The sequence below is a fragment of the Peribacillus sp. FSL R5-0717 genome (assembly GCF_038002945.1).
Lineage (GTDB): Bacteria > Bacillota > Bacilli > Bacillales > DSM-1321 > Peribacillus > Peribacillus frigoritolerans.
This window is the reverse complement of the sequence record NZ_JBBOOF010000001.1, coordinates 3,830,730-3,846,125: the sequence shown is the minus strand read 5'-3', so window position 1 is coordinate 3,846,125 and position 15,396 is coordinate 3,830,730. Positions and strand designations below refer to the sequence as shown.

Annotated in this window: 18 protein-coding genes and 1 pseudogene; 9 read left to right on the top strand and 10 right to left on the bottom strand. The window is 41.5% G+C overall.

Going from position 1 to position 15,396, the window contains the following annotated elements; all coding sequences use genetic code 11:
- Positions 1–24: 24 nt before the first annotated feature.
- Genes NYE65_RS18550 through argC form a run of 4 tightly spaced genes read right to left on the bottom strand, consistent with a single transcriptional unit; the run spans position 25 to position 4,244 of the window.
- Entirely contained in the window at positions 25–1,176 is a 1,152-nt protein-coding gene (locus NYE65_RS18550) for an acetylornithine transaminase (protein ID WP_328176052.1), read from the bottom strand.
- Positions 1,173–1,946: an acetylglutamate kinase gene (gene argB / locus NYE65_RS18545; protein WP_328176053.1), complete on the bottom strand. Its 774-nt coding sequence runs from the start codon at positions 1,944–1,946 to the stop codon at positions 1,173–1,175. The genes NYE65_RS18550 and argB overlap by 4 nt, the downstream gene beginning before the upstream one ends.
- A gap of 11 nt (positions 1,947–1,957) precedes the next feature.
- Positions 1,958–3,190 carry a bifunctional ornithine acetyltransferase/N-acetylglutamate synthase gene (gene argJ / locus NYE65_RS18540; protein ID WP_328176054.1) on the bottom strand — a complete coding sequence of 411 codons (1,233 nt, stop codon included), beginning with the start codon at positions 3,188–3,190 and terminating at the stop codon, positions 1,958–1,960.
- Between the two features lie 16 nt (positions 3,191–3,206).
- A complete protein-coding gene (gene argC, locus NYE65_RS18535) occupies positions 3,207–4,244 on the bottom strand; it encodes an N-acetyl-gamma-glutamyl-phosphate reductase (RefSeq protein ID WP_328176055.1) in 1,038 nt (345 codons plus the stop codon).
- A gap of 232 nt (positions 4,245–4,476) precedes the next feature.
- On the opposite strand from argC, the gene NYE65_RS18530 reads away from it, so the two are divergent.
- The gene (locus NYE65_RS18530; protein ID WP_214769263.1) at positions 4,477–5,166 is read left to right on the top strand and encodes a Crp/Fnr family transcriptional regulator; all 690 of its coding nucleotides are present in this window, start codon (positions 4,477–4,479) and stop codon (positions 5,164–5,166) included.
- A gap of 238 nt (positions 5,167–5,404) precedes the next feature.
- Here the strand turns inward: NYE65_RS18530 and moaA are convergent, their stop codons facing one another.
- From moaA to NYE65_RS18515, 3 genes are all read right to left on the bottom strand, one after another.
- Positions 5,405–6,418 (bottom strand): GTP 3',8-cyclase MoaA, encoded by a 1,014-nt coding sequence (gene moaA / locus NYE65_RS18525; RefSeq protein WP_340861427.1) that lies wholly within the window; start codon positions 6,416–6,418, stop codon positions 5,405–5,407.
- A gap of 107 nt (positions 6,419–6,525) precedes the next feature.
- Entirely contained in the window at positions 6,526–6,834 is a 309-nt protein-coding gene (locus NYE65_RS18520) for a metal-sulfur cluster assembly factor (protein WP_034314562.1), read from the bottom strand.
- 87 nt (positions 6,835–6,921) lie between these two features.
- Positions 6,922–7,710: an alpha/beta fold hydrolase gene (locus tag NYE65_RS18515; RefSeq protein WP_340861426.1), complete on the bottom strand. Its 789-nt coding sequence runs from the start codon at positions 7,708–7,710 to the stop codon at positions 6,922–6,924.
- 218 nt (positions 7,711–7,928) lie between these two features.
- Between NYE65_RS18515 and NYE65_RS18510 the strand changes: the two genes are divergently transcribed.
- The 3 genes from NYE65_RS18510 (at position 7,929) to NYE65_RS18500 (ending at position 9,191) form a co-directional block, all read left to right on the top strand.
- Positions 7,929–8,744, top strand: coding sequence for a Cof-type HAD-IIB family hydrolase (locus tag NYE65_RS18510; RefSeq protein ID WP_340861425.1), 816 nt, complete (start codon positions 7,929–7,931; stop codon positions 8,742–8,744).
- A 103-nt stretch (positions 8,745–8,847) separates the two neighbouring features.
- Positions 8,848–9,000, top strand: coding sequence for a hypothetical protein (locus NYE65_RS18505; RefSeq protein ID WP_164468789.1), 153 nt, complete (start codon positions 8,848–8,850; stop codon positions 8,998–9,000).
- On the top strand, positions 9,000–9,191 hold the full coding sequence (locus NYE65_RS18500) for a DUF3813 domain-containing protein (RefSeq protein WP_034314570.1): 192 nt from the start codon (positions 9,000–9,002) through the stop codon (positions 9,189–9,191). The genes NYE65_RS18505 and NYE65_RS18500 overlap by 1 nt, the downstream gene beginning before the upstream one ends.
- A gap of 49 nt (positions 9,192–9,240) precedes the next feature.
- On the opposite strand, the pseudogene NYE65_RS18495 reads toward NYE65_RS18500, so the two are convergent.
- Positions 9,241–9,489: pseudogene (locus tag NYE65_RS18495) on the bottom strand (KGG domain-containing protein); the annotation flags it as partial.
- A gap of 136 nt (positions 9,490–9,625) precedes the next feature.
- Positions 9,626–10,468, bottom strand: coding sequence for a YitT family protein (locus tag NYE65_RS18490; RefSeq protein ID WP_034314573.1), 843 nt, complete (start codon positions 10,466–10,468; stop codon positions 9,626–9,628).
- A 156-nt stretch (positions 10,469–10,624) separates the two neighbouring features.
- Between NYE65_RS18490 and NYE65_RS18485 the strand changes: the two genes are divergently transcribed.
- From NYE65_RS18485 to NYE65_RS18465, 5 genes are all read left to right on the top strand, one after another.
- Positions 10,625–11,491, top strand: coding sequence for a DegV family protein (locus NYE65_RS18485; RefSeq protein ID WP_340861424.1), 867 nt, complete (start codon positions 10,625–10,627; stop codon positions 11,489–11,491).
- 68 nt (positions 11,492–11,559) lie between these two features.
- On the top strand, positions 11,560–11,691 hold the full coding sequence (locus tag NYE65_RS18480; RefSeq protein ID WP_072272565.1) for a DUF3941 domain-containing protein: 132 nt from the start codon (positions 11,560–11,562) through the stop codon (positions 11,689–11,691).
- Positions 11,692–11,795: 104 nt separating this feature from the next.
- On the top strand, positions 11,796–12,287 hold the full coding sequence (locus NYE65_RS18475) for a YajQ family cyclic di-GMP-binding protein (RefSeq protein WP_034314577.1): 492 nt from the start codon (positions 11,796–11,798) through the stop codon (positions 12,285–12,287).
- Between the two features lie 239 nt (positions 12,288–12,526).
- Complete coding sequence (locus tag NYE65_RS18470; RefSeq protein ID WP_372464620.1) at positions 12,527–13,402, top strand: SDR family oxidoreductase; 876 nt, start codon at positions 12,527–12,529, stop codon at positions 13,400–13,402.
- Positions 13,403–13,523: 121 nt separating this feature from the next.
- The gene (locus NYE65_RS18465) at positions 13,524–14,354 is read left to right on the top strand and encodes an MBL fold metallo-hydrolase (RefSeq protein ID WP_340861423.1); all 831 of its coding nucleotides are present in this window, start codon (positions 13,524–13,526) and stop codon (positions 14,352–14,354) included.
- On the opposite strand, the gene NYE65_RS18460 is transcribed toward NYE65_RS18465, so the two are convergent.
- Complete coding sequence (locus tag NYE65_RS18460) at positions 14,348–15,391, bottom strand: LacI family DNA-binding transcriptional regulator (protein WP_340861422.1); 1,044 nt, start codon at positions 15,389–15,391, stop codon at positions 14,348–14,350. The two genes, NYE65_RS18465 and NYE65_RS18460, sit on opposite strands and share 7 nt — an antisense overlap.
- Between the last annotated feature and the right edge of the window lie 5 nt (positions 15,392–15,396).

Below are 15,396 nucleotides of genomic sequence, written 5' to 3'. Positions count from 1 at the left end.
TTATTCTATAAAAATTCAATGAATTTAGACAGTTTGTTTTATTGCCAATACTTTTTTAATTTTGTTTATCGCCGTATCGATCTCCAATTCGGAAACAGTCAGGGATGGAAGTAAACGAAGTACTTTAGGACCTGCACTCAATACAAGTAAGCCCTCTTTTTGTAATTCCATTAAAAACACCTGAACATCTTGTTTACATTCAATTCCGACCATCATTCCCAGACCGCGAATCTCTTTCACTTCTTCGATGCCATTCAATGCTTTTGCCAATTCGCTCTCAAGGTATTCCGCCTTTTTAACGGTTTCTTTTAAAAACCCTGATTGAAAAATTTCCTTTAATACAGCTTCGGCTGCCGAGACACTAACTGGATTCCCTCCAAAAGTGGATCCATGACTTCCAGGGTCAAAGAATACAGACAACTCTTCCTTCCCAATCATCGCCCCGATTGGCAGGCCATTTCCCAATCCCTTTGCCGAAGTGATGATGTCCGGCAGGATATTGAAATGCTGGAATGCAAATGGCTTTCCTGTACGTCCTATCCCAGTCTGAATTTCATCTATGATAAGGAGAGCTCCGTGTTCTTTGCATTTAGTTTGAATCGCGTCCAGATATGATTGCTGTACAACATGGATGCCGCCTTCTCCTTGAACGATTTCAATCATTACAGCTGCCGTATTTTCATCGATGGCTGCTTTCATGGCATCATGATCATTAAATGGAACATATTCGAACGAAGCTAGCATCGGTCCGAAACCAGTCTTGATTTTTTCCTGTCCCGTTGCAGCCATCGTTGCAAACGTACGGCCATGGAAAGACTGCTGACACGTGACAATCTTGCTTTTCCCGGTAGCTTTACGTGCTAGTTTGATGGCTGCCTCATTCGCCTCGGCACCGCTGTTGGCAAAGAACACCTGACTTAAACCAGAGGCATCAGCCAGCATTTTTGCTGTCCGTTCCTGTATGGAACTTTGAAACATGTTCGATACATGCCAATATTTATTAAGTTGTTCCGTCACGGCCATTTTTACCAACTCATGACAATGTCCCAGATTCAAAACCCCGATTCCGGATGTGAAATCCAGATACTCTTTACCTGTTTCACTCGTAATCTTCAATCCTGACGCTTTACTTGGCTCAATGTCCCACCTAGCGTATGTAGGAAATAAAGAACTCATTGAAATACCCCTTCTTCCTGAAGAAATTTTGTACCGATGAATTGTCCGCCTTGATAAAAATGATCTTTCCCACTAACGATCATCACTTCTTCAATCCCTTTATTCAGCACCGACAAGGCTGTATTGACTTTCGGGATCATTCCGCCATGGATACTTCCATCCATGATCAAATTCTTAGTTTCCGTTTCATTCAATTTCTCAATGATCTGCCCATTCTTCAAGACCCCTTGAACATCGGTCACAAATAAACACATGTCAGCCGATAGTGCCTTAGCTACAGACCCGGCAGCCATATCGGCATTCACATTTAGTTTATTGCCCTCTTCGGTAGATGAGATGGGCGTCAATACCGGACAATAGCCTTTTTCGAATAAAAGTCCGATTAATTCCGTATTGACTTGTTGTATTTCACCAACAGCCCCAAGTTTCTGTTCATCGATATATTCACCTGTGAGAATTCCGCCGTCCGAGCCATTTAAACCGACTGCCTTGATGCCATGGGCTTCCAATTTATGAACGAGGCTGCGGTTCGATTTTCCTGCCAGCATAAGTTCCACAATTTCCAGCACTTCTGTGGTCGTTTTTCTTAACCCATCTTCAAATACTGGTTCAATTTCAAATTTTTCAAGCATTGAATTTATATCAGGGCCGCCCCCATGCACAAAGACAATATGGTAACCGCGGTTTTGTAACTCTTTAATACTATTGAAAAACGACTCGGATAACTCATTGATGATGCTGCCGCCGCACTTTATGACTAATATGTTCATACTTTCACCTCTTACGAACGATAGCTTCCGTTTATTTTCACATAATCATAGGTTAAATCGCAGCCCCATGCCGTGCCTGATTCATTACCATCTTTCAAATAAACACGAATGATGATACTTTCATTTTCCAAGTATGCTTTGGCTTCTTCCTCAGAAAACATAATCGGCTCACCGTCTTTAAGTACGACGATATCACCAAAAACGATTGTTGTTTGATCCGGATTGAATCCCACTCCGCTTCTTCCCATTGCAGCTATGATTCGTCCCCAGTTTGCATCCGCTCCAAAAGCTGCCGTTTTCACCAGATTTGAACCGACGATCGTCTTCGCCATCATCTGTGAATCTTGTTTCGTATGCATGCCATGAACATTCACTTCTATCAGTTTAGTCGCACCTTCTCCGTCTTTCGCAATTTGTTTGGCGAGGTTTTCGGAAGTTTGTTTTAATAATTCCAGGAAGATGGACCATTCTGGATGGTCAGGTGTCAAAGGTTCATTGTTCGCTTCTCCATTCGCGAGCACTAACACCATGTCGTTCGTTGAACAGTCGCCATCAACCGTGATTTGATTGAATGTATCATTGGTAATCGAGGATAATGCTTGCTGTAAATCATGCGGTTCAATGACGGCATCCGTCGTAATGAAACCTAGCATTGTGGCCATGTTCGGATGAATCATTCCCGAGCCCTTGGCAGCACCGCCCATTTTCACGGTTTTACCGTCGATGATTGTTTCATAACCACAACTCTTCGTTACAATATCCGTTGTTAAAATGGCGGTACCGAAAGCTTCAGCAGCTTCAGGTGTATTTTCTGGCTGCAATGCCTCTATGCCGTTTCTTACTTTCTCCATTTCCATGAATTCCCCTATGACTCCCGTTGAAGCCACTGCAAATGAATGGTCCTCCAAACCGAACTTTTGAGCCGCAAGCTTCCTCATTTCATTTGCATCTTTTAAACCTTGTTCACCTGTACAAGCATTCGCACAAGCACTATTCACTACAATGCCGTGAAGTTTTCCATTAACGGCAATACTGTCTTTCGTTACATTGATTGGAGCGGCTTGAACGACATTTTGTGTATAAACGGCCGCGGCTGATGCTGGGACATCGGTAAAAATGATGCCAACATCCTTTTTAGAATAGCGTAATCCTGCATGGACACCTGACGCTTTGAACCCTTGGGGCATTAAAATGTTTCCTTCTTGAATTTGTTTGATTTCTTCAACTGGCTGTAGTGTATTCATTGGTTCCCTCCATAGTTTACGGATATAACGGACTGTTCCATAGTCCTGCCGTTTCTTCTAGTCCCATTAATATATTTGCATTTTGAATGGCCTGCCCTGCGGCACCCTTCACTAAATTATCAATAACCGAAACCACCGTTACCTTACCTGTTCTTTCATCATAATCGACGCCAATGTCGCAAAAGTTCGATCCGTATACTTGTTTCGTGGATGGAAAGCGATCAAGGGGCTGTACCCGGACAAATGGGTGGTTGTCGTAAACCGTTTCGTACAAATCCTTTAATTCAACATTTGAGGTTTCCCGATTTACCTTTATATACATCGTTGCCATAATCCCTCTTGTCATTGGAACAAGATGGGTATTGAAGGAAATGGGCTGTAAACCTGATGACCATCGCCCAAGCTGTTGCTCGATTTCCGGTATGTGTTGATGTTGATTCACCTTATATATCTTAAAGTTCTCATTCATTTCACTAAAATGGGTGACTGCGGAAGGTGATTTACCCGCCCCTGAAACCCCGGATTTTGCATCGATGATCACATCGGCATCCGCACCGGCCAATCCTTCAGTGAATAAAGGGGCAAGACCTAATAGTGATGCGGTTGGGTAGCACCCAGGATTTGCAATGATCGTCGCTTTTTTTATAGCTCCGGCATTCCATTCAGCCAATCCGTATACGGCTTTTTCAATAATATGCTGAGGCGCTGCCGGCTTTTTATACCAGTTTTCGTATTCACCTGGAGTTTGAAGCCTAAGGTCTCCTGATAGGTCGATCACTTTAATGTCCAGGTCAGAAAATTCCGAAATCAATTGCGATGAAACGCCCGAAGGAGTTGCAAGAAATACAATATCGGATTTTTTTGCAATCGCTTCTGGGTCGATTTCTTCTAATGTATCTTTCATATGCATTAAATGTGCATTTTCTTCATATAAACTTCGACCAAATTGGGATGAAGTATGCAATGATTTTATTTTAAATTGCGGGTGATTATTCAAAAACCTTATTAGTTCCATTCCTCCATAACCCGTTGCACCTACTATTGATACGTTCATAAAACCATCTCCTATAATTTCAGGTCCCTGTCAATCTTTGATTCTATTATTATAAGACTGAATAAAAATAAAATCAAATGTATTTTTATAAAATTATAAACATAAATTTTAAATGAAATATTATCCAACAAAACTACTAGAATTATCCAAAGCTGTTGACTACTAGGGTTTTTTCCGTTTAAATCAAAGGTAGTAATTTAGTAATGACGGTTTCTGAAAGGTGGTCATATGCATGAATGAATTATCGTTATCCAATCGGATGCAAGCAATTTTAGATAATAAACAACAAATTAAACATATGGAAAAAGGGCGCTACCTTTTTCATGAGAGCACCCCAGCAAGTGATTTGTATTACATTATAAATGGGAAAGTAGAAGTGAGTAAGGTTGTTCCCGACGGTCGGGAATTAACTATACGCATTAGTTCGGAGAATGATTTGGTTGGGGAGACAGTCTTATTTTCTCAAAATCCTAAATATATGATGAATGCAAAAATGATGGAAGATGGTACTGTCGCGGTTATTTCCAAAGAAGCATTAGAAGAAAAAATCGCCTCCGATAGCCATCTCGCAGTCGAGATGATGACATGGTTATCCGCTCAAAACCGTAAAAATCAGGCTAAATTCCGCGATATGCTCCTGCACGGTAAGAAAGGTGCATTTTACTCCACCCTCATCCGTTTATCAAATAGCTATGGCACTGAAGCGGAAGACGGCAAAATTATCAATCTTCCCTTTACAAACCAAGAACTCGCGAATTTTTGCGGCACATCCCGCGAAGTAGTCAATAGAATGCTCGCTCAATTAAGGAAAAACAATGTCATCTCCATTAAAAAGGGCCGCATTACTATTCTTGACTTTGACTATTTGAAACAGGAAATCGACTGTGAAAACTGTCCAATAGAAATCTGTACAATCGATTGAATCCTTTCCCATAAAAAGCAGCAATACATAAAGCCTTAATGATCTTAATAATGAATGGAATTTATTTCAGACTAATCCATCCCTAGGACCATTGAATCATTTTCATTACCTGTATCCTAAATAAAAATGCATAAAAAAAGTATAAACATGGATTTCGCCATAGACCGGCATCAGGTCCTGACAACTATACAAAAAGGGATGGCATAGCTGCCATCCCTTAATTTTTCATTCGGACGGATTATCCGCCAATGAATGACATTTCGATTTTTTCCTGTTTCTTCACCGTTCCCGCTGCACGTTCATCCGAATAGCGGTCGTCCCTACGGTTCCAAAGTGAAATGATGAAACCTGTCAATTCTTCATCGGTCATGTCGGAACGGAGCAATGACTTCAAGTCATGTCCCTTTCCATTAAACAGGCATGTATATAAACTTCCATTAGCAGAAAGACGTGCACGTGTACAACTTGAACAAAAAGACTCGGAAACCGAGGTAATGAAGCCTACTTCTGCAGTAGTGCCCTTATAGCGGAAGCGTTTTGCGACCTCTCCAAAATAATCTTCTTCAACTGGTTCGAGATCGAATTCGGTTTGGAGCATTGCAAGCAGTTCTTTTTTCGTAATGACATTCTTTAACTGCCAGCCATTTGTATGTCCGACATCCATGAATTCTATATAGCGTAATTGAAGGCCCTCATCTTTACAAAATCGGGCCATCGGCAGGATTTGAGATTCATTGGTTTCTTTTTTGACTACCATATTCACTTTAACGCCAAGCCCTGCTTCTTTAGCAGCAGCGATGCCTTCAATTACGGGCTTTATGCCGATATTCCTGCCGTTCATCTTCTTGAAAAGATCGTCATCGAGGCTGTCCAAGCTGATATTCACCCTCTGCAAACCAGCTTCCTTCAAATTTAAGGCATGTTTTTTCAAGAAGACCCCATTCGTGGTCAGTCCAATATCTTCAATACCTTCAATTTTAACGAGATTTGAAATCAGAGTGGTAAGATCTCTTCGGAGTAATGGTTCCCCGCCAGTCAACCTTAGTTTTTTTACCCCTAAGCCTGCGAAGATTTTAGATAGCCTTACAATTTCCTCATAAGATAATAGCTCACTTTTAGGCAGGAACTGAAAATTCTCGTGAAAAATTTCAGCAGGCATGCAATACTGGCAGCGAAAGTTACAGCGATCTATGACTGAAATCCTTAAATCCCTTAGTGGCCTGTCCAATGAATCTTTAATTTGACTGTTCAATTAACCACTCCTAGCCGAAAGTATTAGAAAAAAACCAGACCATAAAAAGTGGCTCCTTGAATGGGTTCACTTTTTTTGACTGGCTTTTCATTTCTATTACAGAGTTATTATTTTATACCTAATGCAATTTTAGCATATCTGGACATTTTGTCTTTCGTCCATGGCGGACTCCAGACTATCTTCACGTCCGTTTCCTTGACCTCTGGGATATCTTCCAGAACCAATTTAACTTGATCGACGATCGTCCCAGCCATCGGACAGCCCATTGCTGTCAATGTCATCGTAACGGTGGTCAGACCTTCCTCATCCATATCCACATCATATACCAAGCCTAAATTAACGATATCTATACCAAGCTCAGGGTCAATGACCTGCTCCAAAGCTCCAAGAATAATGTCTTTTGTATCTTGATCCACTTCAATCACTCCTTTTATGGAAATCTCTAGTTTGTCGCTTTCATCATTATGTCCGTATAAGCATCATAACAGATTTCGAGTGAGTACTTAAGCATTTTGCACAGCAGACAGTAAATGTTTCGCGAACCAGTCCGCTGTCTTAAGCACTCCTTCTCTGCTGACCTTATGCCCAGCCTTAGGGTCAAGGATAAAATCAATTTTTTCATCTGCCTTGCCATACCCTGCTTTGACCCCCTCATAAAAACGGTATGCATGCTGATAAGGTACAACCGGATCTTTGGCACCATGCCAAAAAAGAAGCGGTCGGTCGCAAAGCTTATCCTGATTTAGACTCAAATCAAATGGCTTGAGTTGTTGAATCACCTTCGCAACTTCCTCATCAGTAACTGGGATATCAACTTTCCTTTTCTTAATCTCCTCCATTTGGAGCTCTGCATACGCGACATATGATGGGTTCCCCATTAAACTGACTCCGGCGGAAATCCATTCATATGCAGCCAGAGCCCCATTAGTAACTATTCCCCCCATTGAAGTACCTGCCACGCCAATTCTGTCGGGATCAATCAATTTTCGGGATAATAAATCATCCTTCAGCAAAGATAAATCCTGGATTGTTTGTAAAACCATTTCCCAAAAACGGGGCATCATTTGAGAATCACTTAAACCTGCTTCCCTTTCCCCATGATGAATCACATCGGGTAGAAGCACACGAAACCCCTTTTCAGCCAATAAATAAGCATAATGCAGATTATGTTCTTTTGCACTTTGAAAACCATGTATAAAAATAATAAGCGGCAATTCCTGATTGAAAGTGGTTTGTTTCCCTAAGTGCAAGACGGGAATTTGTCCAATTCGTTCTTTTTCAATTATTATCAAGTTAACCCCTCCGAATAATTTGTTCCGGTCTTTTCAATCCATTATCAAAATGGAATTTTCATTACCTTTAAATCTGAGCTTCACTTTAATTATCATAATCCTGAATATAGTAATATCATACAGGAATGCATAAAGAATGAAAAAGATTTACATTTACTTTAAAATAGGCTTAACAATATTTGCATATAATGAAATCAAAAAGAACAGAAGGTGTGTACATGACTGAGAAACATTTAATCGTATTGGATCTTGATGGCACTTTACTTACAGATAACAAAACAATTTCTTCAAGGACTAAAAAAACACTCCTAAAACTTAAAGAAGATGGACACGAGGTTATGATCGCCACCGGGCGCCCCTTTCGCTCAAGTGAACTTTATTACCGGGAACTGGGGCTGACTACACCAATCGTTAATTTCAATGGCGCTTTCGTCCATCACCCATTACATACAAGCTGGGGGGTATACCACTCTCCACTGGATATAAATGTTGCGAAAGAAATTGTCGAAGCGTGTGATCAGTTTACATATCATAACATCATCGCTGAAGTCCGGGATGAAGTTTATGTCCATTATCATGATGAAAAGTTGATGAACATGTTCAATCTAGGAAATCCGATCATGAAGACAGGTGATTTACGCAATTACCTTCAGGATTCCCCAACTTCGATGCTGATTCACACAGATAGTGAATTCGTAGGGCAGATTCGCCAGCATCTATCCGATGTCCATGCAGAATTGGTCGATCACCGCCGCTGGGCAGAGCCCTTTCATATCATCGAAATAATAAAAAGCGGGTTAAGTAAAGCCGTTGGGCTAAAACGCGTATCCAACTATCTGGAAATTCCTCAAAACAGGATAATCGCTTTCGGTGATGAAGATAATGATTTGGAAATGCTCGAATATGCGGGAACCGGGGTGGCCATGGGAAATGCGATCTCACCAGTAAAAACGGTAGCAAATTCGACGACATTGACGAATGAAGAAGATGGTATAGCCGTCTTCCTCGAAGAAAAATTCAATATAAAAGCCTAATTCGTCATTTTTTACCTTCATAATATTCAACTTTCAAGCCAAACTAATATGGACAACAGATCTATTCCGTTGTCGACAACGCTCAGAATCGGAGGAGATAAGAATGGGTAAAAGCAGTAAATCTAAACGATTTGTACAGCAGGGCAAAGAAAGTGTTGCCAGGCATGCCGAAAAAATCCCTTATCACACTACGTTTGAAGAGGCAGAAAAAGACAGGTTAAGAATTATGTCTGAACAAAGCTATGGTGGCTTCTAATGGGAAACAAATTATTCCAAAAGGCTAGGGAATTTGTTGAAGAAGCTCTCCACTCTGAGCATGACGGTGACCAGCATAAGACAGAGGAAATCGCTAAAAACGCTCTTTCATCAGCCTTTGCCAATACGAACGAGGCTGAAAAAGAACAATTGCGAGAGCTCCAGCAAGAGCTGGAAAATCACTCTAAATAATGTGAAAGCCTCCAGGGATTCCTGGAGGCTTTCGCTTTGTTTTTCATCAATTGTTATTTCGTGCCTTACCGCCTTTTTCACCGATCTCCTTATAAAAATCTTTACCATGGGAGTCAGCAGTGGCTTCCCCGCCCTTTTGTCCAATTTCCTGATAGAATTCCTTATCATGATTATCCGAAGTGGCTTCTCCGCCCTTTTGCCCAATTTCCCGGTAAAAATCCTTGTCGTGATTTTTAGAAGTGGCTTCCCCGCCTTTACGGCCTGCTTCCTGCCTGCTCATTTTTTCGTCGTTAGCCATTTTAATCACTCCTTCATAAGATTTTAAATTGGCGCTACAATATAAGAATTAGCCGTTTTGTACAGGCAATAAACTTATTACGCCGAAATACCTTCTTTTGTAATAGAAGTGTAATGGCCTTGATTTTTCATTAATATCATTCCCTGCGGAAAGTCCCAACAATTCCTGACGTTTCTATGATGTTTGTGAATGCGTGTGGATCCACTTCCTTGATGATCTTTTCAAGGTCATACAGTTCATACCTTGTAATGACAATCAATAACATTTCCTTAGTTTCGTTAGTGAATGCACCTTTTGCGGGAACCCTTGTAATTCCGCGGACTAATTTAGCATGGATTGCCTGTTTAAGCTCTTCGCTTTTCTTTGTAATGATCATTGCCGTAAGCTTTTCATGACGTGTATGTATCGCGTCCACGACACGGGTCGATGTATAAAGGGTAACAAGTGTATACAAAGCTTTTTCCGGTCCATAAACAGCACCTGCCGTTACAATGATCACGCCATTCAGCAGAAATAAATAAGTCCCTACAGGTTTATCCTTCTTCCGTGAAAGAAGCATGGCGATAATATCCATTCCGCCAGTCGATGCACCGTATTTCAAGGTGATCCCCACACCAACTGCAGCTATGACTCCGCCAAATACCGCATTCAATAATATGTCAGGTGACCAGCGTGTAATCGGGATGATTTCCATAAAGAAGGACATCAAGGCAACGCTGAGGAAACTATAAAAAGTGAAAGACTTTCCTACCTTTCGCCAAGCAATGATCGTTACTGGAATGTTCAATAAAAGCAAGAGAATACCTGTCGATACATTAATAGGAGCAAAAGATCCAATCATCCTCGATAGAAGCTGGGCCACTCCGGTAAATCCGCTTGCATATACGTTTGCCGGTATTAGAAAAAAGTTCATTGCGATGGCATTAAGCAATGCCCCGACCACAACTATGATAATTTTCTTCATTTCACCACTGTACATCCTAAAAACCTCCATTTCACCCTTATTCTATTATCTTTTTACCCTTAATTATTTATTCTATTTACGTAGAGATTGAATTTTTACCGTTACGTGCTACACTAAAAAGTAGAGTGACCACTCATTTTCTAAAAATTGTAAAAAGAAAGCAGGTGTATTATGGCTATCACAATTCTTGCAGATAGTGCATGTGATTTGCCGTTGTCTTTCTATAAGGAAAACAATGTTTCATTAATCCCTTTACAAGTCCATCTTGACGGGGAAACTTATGAAGATTTACTTACCATTAATTCTCACGAAGTCTATCAGGCGATGCTTGAAGGAAAAGCCCCGAAAACATCGCAAGCTTCTCCAGAATACTTTATAGAACTTTTCACACAGTTTGCCAAAGAGAAAAAACAAGGGATATATATCGCCTTTTCCTCCGAGTTATCAGGAACATATCAAACGGCAGTCATGATTCTTAACCAGGTGAAGGAAGAGTACCCTGACGTTGACATTGAAATCGTCAATACGAAATGCGCTTCGATGGGCGTCGGTTTAATTGTAAAGAAAGCAGCCGATCTGGCAGCAAACGGTGCCACTAAAGAAGAAATTCTGGCTGCCATAGAATTCCAAACCCGGCATATGGAGCATCTATTCACTGTAGACAACCTTGAATATCTGGCCCGTGGCGGCCGCATCTCCAAAACATCTGCCCTTGTTGGCGGTTTATTAAACATTAAACCGTTATTGCATGTTGAAGATGGGAAGCTTGTTCCGCTTGAAAAGATACGCGGCAAAAAGAAATTGATCAAACGTGTAATCGAATTAATGCACGAAAGAGGCAAAAACTTAACTACCCAAACGATTGCCATCAGTCATGGTGATGATGAAGCAACGGCCCTGGAATGGAAGGAAGCCATCCAAAATGAATTCGGGACAACCGGCTTCATGATCCATACAATTGGCTCCGTCATCGGCGCGCATGCCGGCCCTGGCACAATTGCCCTCTTCTTCTTAAACGATACCCCTGAGAAATCATAAACATACATACTCCCTTCCATAATTGTGAACAATATATATTGATCAGATAATGGAAGGGAGTTTTCACTATGTCCAAAACAACCGATGACAATAAAAGGCCAAAAGATAACCAAGCGAGAAATGCTGAAAAAAATATCGCTTATCAGGAAAACCTTGCTGCAGGTAAGCACTCCTATTCGAAGAAAACGGACCATAAATGAAGCGTGGGGCTTGTCCCCTCGCTTTTTTAATTATCGTTTAGATAGTTGTCTTCCTATCATACTTTCTCTATAATAAAGGAAATAAACCCTGCTGGAGGTAAGTGATGGCAAAGGAAAATTCATTTGATATTGTTTCGAAAGTAGACTTTTCAGAGGTAACGAATGCAGTTACCATGGCTATGAAGGAAATACAGACACGCTATGATTTTAAAGGGAGCATAAGCAGCATCACAATTGATAAAGAAGACTTGGTTTTGGTATCCGACGATGAATATAAGCTCGAACAGCTGAAGGATGTTCTCATCAGTAAACTCATTAAACGTGACGTACCCGTCAAGAACCTGGATTATGGAAAATTGGAAGGAGCTTCTGGCGGTACCGTTCGCCAACGGGCCAAGTTAATTCAAGGCATCGATAAGGAGCAAGCAAAAAAGATCAATACCATCATTAAAAATAGCGGCCTTAAAGTGAAAAGCCAGATCCAGGATGATCAAATCCGGGTTACCGGTAAGAACCGGGATGATTTACAAGGAATCATTTCCGCGATTCGGGGCGCTGATCTGTCCATTGATGTACAATTCTTAAATTACCGCTAATTATGAAGGCCTCACCTGCTTTGGGTGGGCCTTTTTTCATTTGTTTCAACTGCCTCCATCAGCGCTCATCCTCCTCTTTTTCTTATGAATCGCCTTCATTGAACATGGAAAGACTAGTCATGTTCCCTTCAGTTAAAACACATAAACCAAAACTTTTATGGGTATTTTTTCCATGTTTTCTTTTTCCTAAAAGAAGGAATAGAAAAAGCGTAGATCATTAAATGGGAGGCGTTTATATCTTGACTACTCAAAACCAAAATCAGAACAAACAAGGATTTCCACCTCAACATCAGCAGCATCAACCTGGATTGGAAACAAAAATGGAACCGAACCCTGATTCAGTTAATGCTGCCTACAAAGGAAGCGGCAAATTAAAAGGTAAAACGGCAATCATAACGGGAGGAGACAGCGGAATCGGAAAATCAGTTGCCATTTACTACGCTAAAGAAGGAGCGAATGTGACAGTTGCATACTTGGATGAACACGAGGATGCCAAAGCGACAAAAGAATTGATCGAAAAAGAAGGCCAGAAATGTTTACTCATTTCCGGTGATATCGGTGATGAAGCCTTCTGCCAGGAAGTCGTCAAAAAAACGGTTGATGAATTTGGCGGTTTGGACATTCTAGTCAACAACGCCGGAGAACAGCATGTGCAGACAAGTATCCTGGACATTTCAGCTGAACAATTGGAAAAAACGTTCCGCACGAATATTTTCTCGATGTTCCACTTAACTAAAGCTGCATTGAAGCACCTGAAAAAAGGAAGCAGCATCATTAATACAACCTCTATCACAGCCTATCAGGGCAACCCAAAACTAATCGATTACTCTTCAACTAAAGGTGCAATACTTGCATTTACAAGAGCCCTGTCGAACTCCATTTCAAAAGATGGCATCCGAGTGAATGGTGTTGCGCCTGGACCGATCTGGACACCGCTGATTCCTGCCTCATTCGGCGAAGAGGATGTTGCCAAATTCGGACAGGATACTCCAATGGGCCGTGCAGGTCAGCCTGAGGAATTGGCACCAGCCTATGTATATTTGGCAAGTGATGATTCATCCTATGTCAGCGGACAAGTCATCCATGTAAATGGTGGGACCGTTGTTAACGGATAAGGCCTTACCTTTTTTCCAAAAGCAGTGGATTTCATAAATTGAAATCCACTGCTTTTACTCTTTCAGGCAGGATATTTCCGGATAACGCGGAATATATGACAGGGAAGGAGTGGAGTCATTTTTGAAAAATATTGTAGATCCATGGTTCACCGTTCAGGGATTGGACTCAAAAACGTTTGCAATCAGTGAATATGGTCATTGGGAGAAAGTTCATTCCTTTTTATTACTTGGTGAGACCCGGGCTGCGTTAATCGACACAGGATTAGGCATCGATTCTAAGCGGATTACAGACCAGCTTACCGATCTTCCGATCATCGTCCTGACCACACACGTTCATGCGGATCATATTGGCGGTCACGGTGATTATGAAACGATTTATGTTCATGGTGATGATGCCAATTGGCTGATTAACGGCATTGAAGGTTTGCCCTTGGAACAAATAAGAAAGAACATGGCCCGGGATATCACATTAACCATACCCGATTCATTCAATCGTGATACATACAAGCCATACCAGGTGTACCCCGATAGGCTTTTATCGGACGGGGACATGATTGATCTTGGGAACCGAAGTTTAAGCATTTATCATACACCTGGTCATTCGCCTGGCGACATTTCAATTTTGGATGATGAAACAGGTTTTTTATTTACTGGCGACCTGCTTTATTCAGATACTCCCGTTTATGCCTTTTATCCCTCGACAAACCCTGAAGACCTTGTTAATTCGTTAGAAAAAATCGCAAAGATCAAGGCAGTCTCCAAAATCTATGGCGGTCACAACCAACTAGGCCTCGAACCAAAGATCCTTGAAGAAGTCATTGCAGCCATTCAATATCTTAAAGAGAATCATTTGGTCAGACACGGAACGGGTGTACATGCATTCAAAAGTTTCAGCGTACATTTACTAGATAAAAAAGGCATTGCTTTTACGCAATGCCCTCTCGTTCAATAAGTCATGGCCATTGCACCTTGCTTGATCGATCTGCAGGAATGCCTTTCCACGAAATGATGTGGAATGATGGTCCCGGCAGGAGCATCTCCAGTCTGCAGTATATGAATGAGGCCCTTAGCGGCCTGATATCCCAAATCAAAAATATTAATATCTACGGAGGTCAGGGCTGGTAATGACAGTTCAGAGAAAAGAACGTTATTGAAGCTGACGATTGACATTTCTTCAGGAGTGCGCACGCCCATTTCGCGAAGTGAATGCACGATGCCAAGTGCCATGAGATCATCACTGACTACCAAAGCGGTAGGTGGTTCATCGATGGATAGTAACCTTTTTGCAGCGGCTTGTCCCCCTTCATGCAAAAAATCTTCATGCAGGGTATATTCCATCCTTCGATCGATCCCAGCCCTCTCCAATGCCCGTTCATATCCTGATAAGCGATCAATGGTCATCATGAGGGATTCATCACCTCCGATGAATCCAACCCTTTCATGTCCTAGCTTTATGAGGTAATCCGTTGCCTGTTCGGCAGCCAAGACATTATCGTTATCAACATATGTTATCTCCTCGATGTAATCATAGGGTTTCCCAATGATCACAAATGGAAAATCCCTTTCCCTCAAATAGGTCAGAATGTGATCGTTCATCCTTGAATACATCAGGATTATTCCATCCACCATCCCCCCCTGCACCATATTCACTACTCCTTCGTAGATTTCATCTTCTGTTTTTCCCGTGCTTAACAACAGGGAATAATGGTTTTCCTGAGCTCCCTCACTTAGACCCTGGAGGATCGTAGGAAAAAAGGGATTTTGATAATAATCATTTGACGAACTTGGCATTACCAAGCCAATGATCCTGGTCGATTGATTGGCAAGACTACGTGCAATGAAGTTTGGATGGTATCCTAATTTAGTCATTGCCTTACGTACCCGTACCTTTGTTTTTTCACTTATCCGAGGATTATTTGCAATCACTCGAGAAACTGTTGAAGGAGCAACATTCGCTAGCTGTGCCACATCTTTTATTGTGATGGCCATGCATT